This window comes from Mucilaginibacter sp. P5_A4 (assembly GCF_056400605.1).
This window is the reverse complement of the sequence record NZ_JBFUKX010000004.1, coordinates 70690-83412: the sequence shown is the minus strand read 5'-3', so window position 1 is coordinate 83412 and position 12723 is coordinate 70690. Positions and strand designations below refer to the sequence as shown.

Here is a 12723-nt window from a genome sequence, read left to right as displayed (position 1 = left end):
GTTTTACATTATGATTTTTGACCGTAAAAACCTTGATACTGAAACTTTAGTGTCTTTTTACAAAAAATTGTTGCTTCCGCGCCTGGTTGAGGAGAAAATGCTGATCCTGCTAAGGCAAGGGCGCATCGGCAAATGGTTTTCAGGAATTGGCCAGGAAGCCATTGCCGTGGGCAGTACACTGGCCATGCAGGCCGATGAGTATATTTTACCCATGCACCGCAACCTGGGCGTTTTTACAACCAGAAATATCCCACTCTCGCGTTTAATGGCACAATGGCAGGGCAAGCCATCGGGCTTTACCAAAGGGCGCGACCGCTCCTTTCACTTTGGCACGCAGGAATATAAAATCATCGGGATGATATCCCATCTTGGCCCGCAACTGGCCCTTGCAGATGGCATTGCCCTGGCTGACATGCTATCCAACCAAAAGAAAACCACCCTGGTATTTACCGGCGAGGGCGCTACCAGTGAAGGAGATTTTCATGAGGCCCTTAATATTGCTGCCGTTTGGAATTTACCCGTTATTTTCCTGGTAGAGAATAATGGTTACGCCCTATCCACCCCTACTAACGAACAATACCATTGCAGCCAGCTGGTTGATAAAGCCAAAGGTTACGGCATGGAAGGCCGCCGCATTGATGGCAACAACATTTTAGAAGTTTACCATACCATAACTGATATTAAAAACAGTATCCAGGAAAACCCACGCCCGGTTTTGCTGGAATGCATGACCTTCAGGATGCGCGGGCACGAGGAAGCATCGGGCACCAAATATGTTCCGCAAAATTTGTTTGAGTGGTGGGGTGCTAAAGACCCGCTGGCTAATTTTGAGAAATACCTGTTGAACGAGCGGGTGCTACTCCCCGAATGGATCCCACTGATCAAAAAGGAGTTTACCACGCTTATCGAGTCGGAGTTTGAAAAGGTTTATAGCGAGGCCGATATTGTTCCGGATATTGAAACAGAGGTGGCTGATATGTATAGGCCTTATCACTTCCCGGCGAATCAGCCATCGGTTACGCCAGCAACCGGCAAACGTTATATTGATGCCATAAGTGATGGCTTAAGGCAAGGCATGCGCAAACATGCCAACCTGGTGATCATGGGACAGGACATTGCAGAGTATGGCGGGGCCTTTAAAATAACCCAGGGCTTTGTGGAAGAATTTGGCAAAGGCAGGGTACGTAATACCCCTATTTGCGAATCGGGTATTGTTGGTGCCGGCATGGGCCTGGCGCTTAACGGTTATAAAGCTATTGTTGAAATGCAGTTTGCCGATTTTGTAACCTGCGGCTTTAACCAGATCATTAACAACCTGGCCAAAACCCATTACCGCTGGGCACAGGCTGTGGATGTGGTAATACGCATGCCTACAGGTGCCGGCACGGGAGCAGGACCGTTTCACTCACAAAGCAACGAGGCCTGGTTCACCAAAACGCCGGGATTGAAGGTTGTTTACCCGGCCTTCCCGGCAGATGCCAAAGGGCTCCTGCTGGCCGCTATTGACGACCCTAACCCGGTGATCTACTTTGAGCACAAATACCTGTACCGCAGCATCAGCGGTGAAGTACCTGATAATGATGTACTAATAGAAATAGGCAAAGCTAATATTGTACAACAAGGCGAAAAAGCCACTATTATTACCTTTGGTTTGGGTGTACACTGGGCGTTGGACTATGCAGCGAAACATCCAGACCAATCTTTAGAGATCATCGACCTGCGCAGCCTGCAGCCATGGGATAAAGAAGCTGTTGAACAAAGCGTAAAGAAAACCGGCCGGGCACTGGTACTGCATGAGGATACCCTCACCAGCGGCTTCGGGGCCGAAATAGCTGCCCACATAGCCGAGCACTGTTTTAAATACCTTGACGCGCCTGTAATGCGCTGTGGCAGCCTTGATACCGCTATACCAATGAACAAAGCATTGGAAGACCAGTTTTTGGCGAAAGCGAGGTTGGGGGAAACGGTGGACAAGTTACTCACCTATTAGCCGAATTAATACAATAGGGTGTTCCACCGGAACGGTGGAACGCTGCGGAACGGCTGGAACGCTATTTATGCTGATAGTCAACACTTTAAGCTTTACTAAAAATAGGCAATGGAACACTATATTTCCTGACAATCAGCAAGTTACATTTTTAACTAATTGTAACTTTTAAGCTTTAAACTTCAAATTAACCGATGTTTTACAGAATTAGCGCAGGGCCTACGGGATCTGGCACCAATGCTTATTTCTTATTTCCCGCTTGTTAATTGGTTGAACATAATGCGCTTTTAATAAATATATATCTACTTTTAGAATACATACATCTACTTTTAGTTGTATAAGTCAAGGCATAATAATTCCTTAATTTAACATTACTTTAAATGCAAGTCTCACCTAAATACTACCTGATATTTGGCGCCGTTTTGTTGTTGCCAATGATGATTGCAATGCGTGCACTGGCGCAAAGCGACCCCGAATTTAAACCAATACCAGCAGAAACTATAACGATTACCTCAAAGGTCCTGAATGAAAAAAGAAAGATATATATTTATACTCCGGCTAAAGATTCTTTAAACACCGGCAAACGTTACCCGGTATTGTATATACTGGATGGCGACAATCATTTTGGCATGGTAGCCGAGTATTGCAGGTACCTGAGCCGGCCGGATGTAAATGTGATGCCCGAAATGATTGTTGTTGGCATAGCTAACACAAACCGCACCCGCGACCTTACACCTACACATTCAAATACTGATTATTACGGAAAACCCGATACCAGTTCAACATCATGGCTTAGGCCAAGCGGGGGCAACGAACAGTTTTTTCAATTTATACAAAATGAACTTATACCTTATATAAAATCGAATTATAAAACCCAGCCGTTTAGTGTTTTCGCAGGCCATTCATTTGGTGGTATTACCGCCATTAATTGCCTTTTAACGCGCCCGGAAATGTTTAACGCTTATATTGCTGTAAGCCCGTCATTTTGGTGGGATAGAGAATATTTGCTGAAGTTGGCCGATAAAAAACTGCAAAAAGGATCAACCCTTAATAAGATACTTTTTTACAGCGATGCCAGCGAGGGTGTAGCCGATAAATCGGCATTTCATGCCAACCTGCTTACATTTGATTCGCTCCTTATAAAAAGGCAAGTCACAGGGCTCGATCATAAATATGTTCATTACCCGGAGGATATACATATGACCGAGCCTATAACCGCATATTATGATGCACTGCGTTTTATTTTTAAACAATGGGACCTTCCGGAGCAGGACGCCAGGCAAGTTAACAGCACTGTTATAGCTAAACACTATCAGCAATTATCGCAGCGATATGGATACACTATTTTGCCCGGGGAAACAGCTATTAACAACTGGGCATTATACCTGGTGCAAAATGCCGCAACTATTGATAATGCCATCAGTCTTTTTGAGATGAACACGGTAAATTACCCCCGGTCATATAAAGCTTTTAACAATCTTGGCGATGCGTGGTTAAAAAAAGGGTTTAAAGAAAAAGCAATAACCAATTATAAAAAAGCCCTTGAAATAAATCCTTTGGATACCGGTTTAAAGGGAAAAATCAGGATGATGGCGCAAGGGAAATAAAACCCTGAATTGACGTTGGCCTTTAGTCGAAAGTTTCAGAGGCTGTCGAAAAATAAAAAAAAACCGTCATTGCGAGGTACCACCAGGAAAATCCCGGAAAAATGGGGATCACGTGCTGGCTTTAGCGGGCTCACAACAACCATGTCATTGCGAGCGCAGCATGGCAATCGCGAACTGTGCAGGTCCGCCCTGTATAGCATGCGATTGCTTCGTGCCTCGCAATGACATAGATTATATTAAAAAATAGCACTGATAATCAGCAGCTTGCAAACACGTTATTATAAGGCACGAAGTAATCCCCGATTTACAGAGTAGCTGTGCAAATCCGATCTGCATAGTTGGGGATTGCTTCGTACCTCGCAATGACGGTCTGTTTTTTTATTTTTAGACAGCTTCTTAGCCAAGTCAAAAAAAGAAAAAATCCGACTTATAACTTACGACTTAGTACTATTGACTTAACACTCCTGCCTATCTCCATTTAAAACTTTTGATCAAAACCTGAAGGTCTTTCTTAACAAAATTAAGGGCAGGCTGAATGGAATCCAATTTTGGTTCGGAGTTAAAATAAAGTGCCCCCCTAAGATAGTTTTTTGTACTATCCGTCAGGAAAAACTGCACAGAAGATGCTGCATTACCATCAATGGTGTAATAAATGCCATAAACTTTGCGCCCGGGGTAAGCTATTATACCTTCATCAATTGAGGTTGCTTTTACCGTATGTTTAAAAGCAAAGGTGCGTGCATCCTCCACTAACTGATTGAATTCTTTTTTTGAAGTAACCTGCTGGTAGCTTAAATGCAGCGTTGCATTAAACTGCGGAAACTGCATATTTACCCAGCATGGTTTTGCATTTCTGCTCAGATCCGGCTCAATAAATGCATATTTGGGATAGGTAAATGTGTAAGGGCAGCCTGCCGTATAATCCTGGTATTCTTTTTTAGGGAACTTTATACGGAAATACCCGCGCGGCTTGGGTGAGTAATCATGATTGCCGCCACAGGCAGCAAACAACATCAACACTAAAACTATTAAACCTGTATATCTCATGTGCGCAGGTCTGGCGTATTCCATATTTCCCATGATTTTTCTGCCTGCAACACCAACATTTCGTAGCCGTTTTTGATGGTTGCTCCCTGCTCACGTCCGCGTTTCAAAAACAGGGTCTCTTCTGGGTTGTAAATCAGGTCGTACAATAAATGCTCATCGGTAATAGCCTCGTAGGGAATCGGCGGGCATTCATCAATATTGGGATAAGTACCTACAGGTGTTGTATTAATGATGATTTTATGCTGCTTAATGTGGTGTGGTTTCAGATCGCTGAATAGCAAATGATCTGGATGGGGTTTCCGGGTTACTGTTTTATAGGCGATGCCCATATTTTCCAACACGCATCTTACTGCTTTTGCAGCCCCTCCATCACCCAATATAAGCGCCTCGTCATTTGTATCGTTGATGAGCGGCTTTATCGACATTTCGAAACCATACAAATCTGTATTATATCCTTCAAGCCTAAAATCGTGACCTTGTATTCCAACCTCGCCGGTAAAAGCCGCCTGCAGCGGGCTTTCGCTACTGATACAGATACAATTTACGGCTCCGGCCATGCGGGCATCATGCTCAACCCAATCAAGGTATGGTATAATGGAAACTTTGTGCGGTATGGTAACATTAAGCCCCACAAGGTTAGGGTTTTCATCCAGCAGATCCTGCAGATCTTTAACATGCTCAAGCGGATATAGATCATAAACGGCATCTTCAATACCTTCTGCTTTAAACTTTTCGGCAAAATACTTTTTTGAAAAGGAGTGCGAAAGCGGAAAACCTATTAGCCCGTAATGTTTCATGTATTATTATTTGTTATTGCCTAAAATAAACGCCTAAAGATATACACAGAAACGATAAGTGCCATACTCAAAATTATAATACAGTATTTATTATCAAAGAAGCTTATCTAAAAATAACAAACAGACCGTCATTACTGCAAATGGGGCTGTTGTAGAGACGCATAAGGACATTCAGGATTTGCAAGGCAAATTGCAAGTTCAATTTGCATGTGTGATTTGCACGCGGGAGACACAATTATGTGTCTCTACGTTGAAAACTCAAAAAAACATATTTAATAATCAATAACTTACGGTCACATCATTATAAGATACGAAGATAACCGACCGCAGGGAGCTCATTAATACCTGTAAAAATAAAAACACAACATTAATAATCCCCAACTTACAGAGTAACCGTGCAAATCCGACCTGTATTTTGGGGATTGCTTCGTCGTACCTCCTCGCAATGACGATCACGAGGCGATTGTGGTGTCCCCATACATGTAATTACTGTTTTTTCCAGCCTGGCTGGTGGATACTTGTATGACAAGCCTGTTTTTTATTTTTAAACAGCTTTTAAAGAAACGCTTGACTATGAATTTATTAGTATAAAAAAGCCCTCTGAATTTCATCCGAAGGCTTTGTCAGTATATGATAAGGTTAATTATAAGCTCAGAAAATGATCAAAGGTATCGCTCCGGATACCCAGGCGCAATGTTTCCAATGGGATAATATCCGAAGGAGCAATATTGCCTAAGCTTACGTTGGCCCCAATAAGTTTGATGAACCAAACCTGTTGCGCCTTTTGCGGGGCCTCCCAAATAATAGTACCCTCAGGAATCTGGGTAAGAATCTCGTCAACCAAACCCTGTCTTACCTCGCCAGAATCACGATAGATCCCCACATTACCACTTTCGCGGGCCTCGGCAATTACTTTCCATGAACCGGCTTCAATTTCGGCGTTCATCAATTTTATCCATTTATATGGGGCAAATATTTTTTGCACATCTTTTGACCCTACTTCCGATATCACTGTAACGTGCTTTGCCAGCTTGCTGATGTATTCGCATTTAACATCGTGTTCAATGGTGATCGAGCCATCTGATACTTCGCAATGCTCCATCTGGTATTTGTCGAGCAGGCGGCAATAATCATCAAACTGGTTACGCACAATAAAGGCTTCAAACAATGTACCCCCAAAATAAACAGGGATTCCCGCTTCCTTGTATAGTTTTAATTTCTCGTTGAGATTGGGTGTAACGTATGATGTGGCCCAGCCAAGCTTAACAATATCGGTATGTGTACTGCCAACTTCAATAAAATCCTCCACCTGCCTTAAACTTAAACCTTTGTCCATCACCATCGTAATACCTTTATCGCGGGGTTTAAATGTGCGCTCTGGTAAATTATTGATATTGTAATTCATATACATTGCTGGTTATAGCCTATAACTAAAAGTTCTAACGGGGTAAATGTCGGAAAAAAAATGCAAAGGATAAATGATGTAAATGTTAAATCTTAGACGCAGTTTAAAAATAGATCATCATTGCGAGTATCCCACCAGCCTGGCTGGAAAAAACAGTAATGACATGTATGGGTACCATAATCACCTCGTGATCGTCATTGCGAGTATCCATCAGGTAAGAACCTGAAAAAAACCTTGATGACGTGCTGGCTTTTGGGGCTCACAACAACCATGTCATTGCGAGCGCAGCGCGGCAATCGCGAACTGTGCAGGTCCGCTCTGCATAGCATGCGATTGCTTCGTACCTCGCAATGACATAGATTATATTAGAAAATAACATTGATAATCAACAGCTTGCAAACACGTCATTATAAGGAGGTACGACGAAGCAATCGCAATGACGCGTGTTTTTGAGATGCAGGCGCGGAATTTAAAATCGTGTTAATGATGTAAAATCCAGGAAATCGTGCACAAAAAAGCCCCGCATTACGCAGGGCTTAACACATATTAACTATTTATAACTGAAAAAACTTAAGTTTAAATAATCGCCTGCACCTATCATCCCTAATATTTTATTTGCTGTAGTAATTGGGGCCTTATTAGGGCATCTTATATCAAAAATATTATTCTTAAATTATCATTCAATTTTAGAGTTTTCCACATTGTGTTTACAAGTGCACGTTTTTACTCAAAATTGTAAAATTGTTGTCATAATTTTTAAGCACAAAACCCGTATTTCACTCATTTTATGTAGCTTACGGTACTTATTTACCGATGCCCCTTATGAAAAAACTGTTTTTTATAACTTTGATCTCTGCATTTGCCTTTAGTGCAAAGGCACAGGATAAACCCCATATTTACAATCCAGCCGCCGATGCAAAAGCAGATATTGCCGCTGCTGTTAAACAAGCGGCAAAGCTGCACAAAAATGTGCTTTTACAAATTGGCGGTAACTGGTGTAGCTGGTGTATCCGTTTTAATGAGCAGGTTACTACAGATACCACGCTGGATAAATACCTGAATGACAATTACGTTGTTTTGCATGTAAATTACAGTAAGGAAAACCAGAATGAGGACGTTTTAGCCAACCTGGGCTATCCTCAACGGTTCGGCTTCCCGGTTTTTATAGTGCTTGATAGCAAAGGTATACGCCTGAACACTCAAAATTCCGAATACCTGGAAGAAGGTAAAGGCTATAACCGGGACAAAATTTTAGACTTTTTTAAAAGCTGGTCGCCAACCGCGCTTGACCCTAAAAGCTACACCAAAACCAAATGATTTTTTTGATAAAGCACTAACCAACAATTCCTTACCACACATGCCTGTTTGCTTGACAGGTAATAAACCATGATTTGCTATTGTAATAAAGCTGATACAAGGGAAATTTAATTTTTTCAAAGGTTAAATATTTTCGCAAATGTTAATTATCTTAGGTTTTTATTGTTTCACCCTTTAAAACTCTAACTTATGGCAAAGCACACAACATTAAAACGTGGTCAGTTACTTAAGTACATTGGTAAAAGGTGGAAAAACCTTAACATTAGCAACCCCTTCATGAAATTTTTAGGTTATGATGGCAACGGCTTTGCCGATGTTTGGGTTGAATACCAGGGCCGCCTTATGTTGCTGGCTATTAAAGAGGTTGAGCTTGTAAGCTTAACCGCCTGATTTCTGCCGTGTAGGTATTCAAAAAGCCCTAATCAAATTATAAATTGATCAGGGCTTTTTGCTGCAGTATTTTTCAATAAAACTATCGGCTTTGTTGCTGCCAATATTGCGGATAAAATTCCAATCGGTGCAGGCGCCTTCGGTATCCCTTTGTTTTAGCTTTTGGTTAGCCTGGCCAAGCAAATCATTTACCAGTTCGTCATCAAATCCTAATTGTTTTTTAAGGGCAATAATGGTTGCTTCTTTAGATAGATCGGCCTTGCCCTGGTATTTATTGATGTAGTAATTGGTAACCGCGTTCTCCAGCTCCTGCCTGTTCTTATAATCGTCAATGGCGGCCTGCATATCATTTGCGGATGATGAGCTGCAACGTGTTTGATCGGGGTTAAAGCGGATAGGCTGCACCAGGTAAGTAGTTGATTTATAATCAGCCGGAATTACCCATTGCCCCGATGTTAATTTGATCACCCTTAAAGCTTCGTCATCCAGGTCGATACCAGGTCCTTTTTGCACCCTGGCATCAATCACCTTACCACTTTTATCGAGCCGGAAAGCGATATTAACAATCCCCGAAATACAATTTCGCCTCGAATATTCGGGATAAACAATTTTCGACAGCAGGAAATTATCCAGTGCCCGTTGGCCGCCTTTAAATGCTGGCTGAGCGCAGGCAGCAAATGCTGTGGCTATTGAAATAACACCGATGAGCAAACACCTTATCATAGTATAAATATCGACAATAAAACGCGGATAATGTTTGGGATTGTAAAGGCAGCTACTAATATTTATTATCAATATAAAACTGTAAATCTGGATTGTAATCTTTGGCGACGAGCTCAAACTCTTTATAATCACAGTTGAGATACCCTTCCTCGTCTAAGTGGATAATTCCGTTACCATAGCATTTAGCTATCACATTAAACATAATTGTTAACGAATTATATGTGTAATCCGGATCGGTACCAAATGTATTAGTCCAAAATATTTTGCCGAAGTTAGCTGTAGCGTCATTTAAGTCAACCCAATAACAATTGCCGGCATTGTCTTCTAAAAAAGGGAATAATTTCACATCTACAGAAAAGCCATACTTCCAATTATAGAAACTTTCTTTAAAGTCAATTCCTTGCTTGTAGTAGGTTATCGCGTCATTTAAACTTAACAAGTCATGAATTGGTATTAATCCGGTAAAGCCGGAAGGTGTGATGCCATCTAATTCTATTCCATCGGCTAATAGGTATAGCTCCTTTAATTCGTTGTTAAACTTAAATCCAAGCCGTGCATCCGCATCGGAAATATCTTCAATTCCAGCAGGAGATCTTAGCATTTCCGGCATAGGGTATTTCAATCCTTTCTGTTTAGAGATGATTTTTTTAAAACAATTTGTTATCGTTTCCATCGTCAGGGCTATTGGTAACTCATTTTCAAAACCCCAGTACCAACGCCGGATCAGGGACATTAGCCTTATACTTTTCCATCTCCGAATATTTACATACACCTGGATAATCGCCAAACTTGCCTTCCATATCAAACATCAGTTGAAAGTGCAGGTGTGGCGGCCATTGGCCATTCTCGGTATTGTTACCAAGTGTAGCTATACGCTGATTCTTTTTAACCGGCATACCTACTGTCAACCCGTCCAGGCTTTTGCGGCTTAGGTGACCGTAAAGGCTGTAAAGCGTTAGTCCATCCAGGTCATGCTCCAGTATAATTGCCGGGCCGTAATCACCCAGGTTATTATTATCCTGGAAACTGTGCACCTTACCATCAAACGGACTGTAGATAGGCGTACCATCGGGCCCCCAGATATCAACCCCTAAATGAAGCCGGCGGGGCTCACCTTCGGTATCAAAATGGGCGCTAACTGCATAAATAGTCCGATGTTCCAGGTAACCGCCAATACCGTACCTGCAACCGTTGGCCTTTAGCTTATCATTTACCCAATTGGTAAACTTTTGGGTATCGGCAATTATCGCGGTAGATAATTCTGTATTGGCAGCGGTAAAATCCAACGGAAAAAGCCGGTCGGTGCCGGCATTATAATCAACCACCTTGCCTGCGGCTCCGGGGTATTTTTGCAAATACGTTTTTAGCTTTTCGTGTCTATCCATCAGGATAAATAACTATTCGGTATCCGGCTGGCGTTCTTCTTTGCTTATCTTATCAAAAATTTTATCCATGCGCTCTACATATTCGCTGGTATCATCCACAAAAAATTCCAGCTGCGGTATTATCCTCACCTGGTCTTTAATACGGGCGCCCAGTTTATAGCGGATCTCCGACGCATGCATTTTGATAGTTTGCAAAGCCAGCTGTAAATTGGTATTGCCAAAAAAGCTTAAAAAGATGCGGGCAATAGCCAGGTCGGGGGTTACGCGCACTTTGGTTATGGTTACCAGTGTATTAGGCAAATAGTTCATGCCTTCGCGCTGAAATATAGCTGCCAGGTCCTCTTGTATTACTCCGGCAAATTTTTGCTGACGTTTTGATTCCATGATGATAAGTTAACGCCAATTCAGGCAGATGAGTTTTATTTATTTTGATTTACCAATGCTGAATATCGTGTTAATTACACATATCCTGCGGTATCTCTTTTGTTATTTTTATTACTTTTTTTACAACAAGGGTACTGTCATATTCAGACCCCATACCCTCCTTACCCGATTTTGATTTGAGCCCTTCTACCTCAACGTAAACCGGCTCATAAGGTTTCTCGAAATTCATTTGCGAATATTGCAGTTCAAGTGTTGCCGAGCTATCGGTAACCCAAAATTCAGTCCCGCTATCGCAATCTTTAAACGACTTTATTTCGGGACCAAAACTGTATAAACCTTTGAAAACAACAGGTGTTTTTGTTTTTTGCGACTTTTGGTTACATGAGCATGCCGCTATAAAAAGAATAAATAAGAAGGCGAAATATTTAATATAGCTTATCCTCATATAACAAATTTACAAATCCTGTTTGATTTCATCCAGTCCTTTGATACTTAATCGTGCACTAATACCCGATGCAATAACCGAAATGGCCCCTACTGTTAAAAATACCAGCCCAAAATCGGATACTTCCAGGTCAACCGGGTAGGCATCAATCACCGTGTTAGCCGCTCCCATCTTTATTAATCCAAAATGCTGTTGAACAAGGCAAAATGCCAGGCCCAGCACAATCCCCACAACACAGCCAAATACCGATATCATCATTCCCTCGAAAAAAAATATGCCCTGTATAATTCGTTTATTGGCACCGAGGCTGCTTAAAATGGCTATATCCTGTCGCTTATCAATAACCAGCATGGTTAACGATCCTATAATGTTAAATATAGCAATGATAAGTACAAAGGTTAATATCATGAATATACTCCAGCGTTCGTAGTTCAACGTTTTATACAGCTCGGTATTTTGTTCCTTGCGGTTTTTTACAGTAAACTTATCGCCTATGGCATCCTTTATCTTATTTTGTACAGCCGCAACGTTGGTACCCGGTTTGTACGTAAGCTCAAGCGAGGTAATTTCTTTTGGCTGATCGAGCAGATCGCGCGCAAACTCGATGGGTGTAACCACAATATCATCAAACTCCTGCTGAATGCCAAACACACCGGATGCATTGATGGAGCGCACAACAAATTCATCAAGCGGATTAGCTGAGTTTACTACGGTGCGCCGCGGTGAAAATATTTGAATAGGCGACAGGTCATCATGAACATTGATGCCCAGGTTACCCTGTATGGTTCTGCCTATAACCGCAAAATACCTATCGCCGCTTTTAAGGGTAAACGAGCCGTTTTCAACGGTACTATCCAGCTGTTTATTTTTTAAAAAATCATCACTTACACCCTTTATAGTACCTATTAATGGCTTATCTCCATATCTTATCAGGGCCTTTTCCTGCAATACCTCCGTAAATGAAAAAAGGCTGGCATCCTTATGCAATGCTTTAAAATAAGGCGTATTAGGATCAAAGGTTTTACCCAGCCGGGTTTCGATCTTTAATTCGGGCGTAAAGTTGCTATACAAGGAAAGTATAACTTTCTCGAACCCATTAAACACCGACAAAATAATGATCAAAGCCGCGCTGCCTATCAAAACACCCAGCATAGATATGCCCGATATGATATTAATGACATGCATTTTCTTGCCCGAAAACAAGTATCTTTTAGCTATATATACCGAGGTGTTCAA

Annotated in this window: 13 protein-coding genes; 4 read left to right on the top strand and 9 right to left on the bottom strand. The window is 41.8% G+C overall.

Annotation, left to right across the window (positions count from 1 at the left end; translation table 11 throughout):
- Positions 1-10: 10 nt before the first annotated feature.
- Entirely contained in the window at positions 11-1990 is a 1980-nt protein-coding gene (locus tag AC1DQW_RS04235) for an alpha-ketoacid dehydrogenase subunit alpha/beta (protein WP_477452981.1), read from the top strand.
- 377 nt (positions 1991-2367) lie between these two features.
- On the top strand, positions 2368-3594 hold the full coding sequence (locus AC1DQW_RS04230) for an alpha/beta hydrolase-fold protein (RefSeq protein WP_477452980.1): 1227 nt from the start codon (positions 2368-2370) through the stop codon (positions 3592-3594).
- A 468-nt stretch (positions 3595-4062) separates the two neighbouring features.
- On the opposite strand, the gene gldD is transcribed toward AC1DQW_RS04230, so the two are convergent.
- From gldD to AC1DQW_RS04215, 3 genes are all read right to left on the bottom strand, one after another.
- Positions 4063-4641 (bottom strand): gliding motility lipoprotein GldD, encoded by a 579-nt coding sequence (gldD, locus tag AC1DQW_RS04225; RefSeq protein ID WP_477453070.1) that lies wholly within the window; start codon positions 4639-4641, stop codon positions 4063-4065.
- Complete coding sequence (locus AC1DQW_RS04220; protein ID WP_477452979.1) at positions 4638-5438, bottom strand: shikimate dehydrogenase family protein; 801 nt, start codon at positions 5436-5438, stop codon at positions 4638-4640. Before AC1DQW_RS04220 ends, gldD begins: the two co-directional genes overlap by 4 nt.
- Positions 5439-6081: 643 nt before the next feature.
- On the bottom strand, positions 6082-6843 hold the full coding sequence (locus AC1DQW_RS04215) for a phosphosulfolactate synthase (RefSeq protein WP_477406559.1): 762 nt from the start codon (positions 6841-6843) through the stop codon (positions 6082-6084).
- Positions 6844-7665: 822 nt separating this feature from the next.
- Here AC1DQW_RS04215 and AC1DQW_RS04210 point away from each other — a divergent pair.
- Together AC1DQW_RS04210 and AC1DQW_RS04205 are read left to right on the top strand one after the other, a co-directional pair.
- Complete coding sequence (locus tag AC1DQW_RS04210) at positions 7666-8160, top strand: thioredoxin family protein (protein ID WP_477452978.1); 495 nt, start codon at positions 7666-7668, stop codon at positions 8158-8160.
- Between the two features lie 189 nt (positions 8161-8349).
- A complete protein-coding gene (locus tag AC1DQW_RS04205) occupies positions 8350-8550 on the top strand; it encodes a hypothetical protein (RefSeq protein ID WP_477452977.1) in 201 nt (66 codons plus the stop codon).
- A gap of 48 nt (positions 8551-8598) precedes the next feature.
- Here the strand turns inward: AC1DQW_RS04205 and AC1DQW_RS04200 are convergent, their stop codons facing one another.
- The 6 genes from AC1DQW_RS04200 to AC1DQW_RS04175 form a co-directional block, all read right to left on the bottom strand.
- Complete coding sequence (locus AC1DQW_RS04200; RefSeq protein WP_477452976.1) at positions 8599-9273, bottom strand: energy transducer TonB family protein; 675 nt, start codon at positions 9271-9273, stop codon at positions 8599-8601.
- A gap of 55 nt (positions 9274-9328) precedes the next feature.
- A complete protein-coding gene (locus tag AC1DQW_RS04195) occupies positions 9329-9946 on the bottom strand; it encodes an SMI1/KNR4 family protein (protein ID WP_477452975.1) in 618 nt (205 codons plus the stop codon).
- Between the two features lie 25 nt (positions 9947-9971).
- Positions 9972-10658: a peptidoglycan DD-metalloendopeptidase family protein gene (locus AC1DQW_RS04190; protein ID WP_477452974.1), complete on the bottom strand. Its 687-nt coding sequence runs from the start codon at positions 10656-10658 to the stop codon at positions 9972-9974.
- Between the two features lie 12 nt (positions 10659-10670).
- The gene (gene rbfA / locus AC1DQW_RS04185; protein ID WP_477401234.1) at positions 10671-11042 is read right to left on the bottom strand and encodes a 30S ribosome-binding factor RbfA; all 372 of its coding nucleotides are present in this window, start codon (positions 11040-11042) and stop codon (positions 10671-10673) included.
- A 70-nt stretch (positions 11043-11112) separates the two neighbouring features.
- Entirely contained in the window at positions 11113-11487 is a 375-nt protein-coding gene (locus AC1DQW_RS04180) for a hypothetical protein (protein WP_477401233.1), read from the bottom strand.
- Positions 11488-11496: 9 nt separating this feature from the next.
- Positions 11497-12723, bottom strand: coding sequence for an FtsX-like permease family protein (locus AC1DQW_RS04175; RefSeq protein ID WP_477452973.1), 1227 nt, complete (start codon positions 12721-12723; stop codon positions 11497-11499).

Excerpts from the sequence above, each read along its gene's own strand:
- AC1DQW_RS04235 (WP_477452981.1), top strand. The coding sequence starts at position 11 with ATGATTTTTGACCGTAAAAACCTTGATACTGAAACTTTAGTGTCTTTT.
- AC1DQW_RS04230 (WP_477452980.1), top strand. The coding sequence starts at position 2,368 with ATGCAAGTCTCACCTAAATACTACCTGATATTTGGCGCCGTTTTGTTG.
- gldD (WP_477453070.1), bottom strand. The coding sequence starts at position 4,641 with ATGAGATATACAGGTTTAATAGTTTTAGTGTTGATGTTGTTTGCTGCC.
- AC1DQW_RS04220 (WP_477452979.1), bottom strand. The coding sequence starts at position 5,438 with ATGAAACATTACGGGCTAATAGGTTTTCCGCTTTCGCACTCCTTTTCA.
- AC1DQW_RS04215 (WP_477406559.1), bottom strand. The coding sequence starts at position 6,843 with ATGAATTACAATATCAATAATTTACCAGAGCGCACATTTAAACCCCGC.
- AC1DQW_RS04210 (WP_477452978.1), top strand. The coding sequence starts at position 7,666 with ATGAAAAAACTGTTTTTTATAACTTTGATCTCTGCATTTGCCTTTAGT.
- AC1DQW_RS04205 (WP_477452977.1), top strand. The coding sequence starts at position 8,350 with ATGGCAAAGCACACAACATTAAAACGTGGTCAGTTACTTAAGTACATT.
- AC1DQW_RS04200 (WP_477452976.1), bottom strand. The coding sequence starts at position 9,273 with ATGATAAGGTGTTTGCTCATCGGTGTTATTTCAATAGCCACAGCATTT.
- AC1DQW_RS04195 (WP_477452975.1), bottom strand. The coding sequence starts at position 9,946 with ATGGAAACGATAACAAATTGTTTTAAAAAAATCATCTCTAAACAGAAA.
- AC1DQW_RS04190 (WP_477452974.1), bottom strand. The coding sequence starts at position 10,658 with ATGGATAGACACGAAAAGCTAAAAACGTATTTGCAAAAATACCCCGGA.
- rbfA (WP_477401234.1), bottom strand. The coding sequence starts at position 11,042 with ATGGAATCAAAACGTCAGCAAAAATTTGCCGGAGTAATACAAGAGGAC.
- AC1DQW_RS04180 (WP_477401233.1), bottom strand. The coding sequence starts at position 11,487 with ATGAGGATAAGCTATATTAAATATTTCGCCTTCTTATTTATTCTTTTT.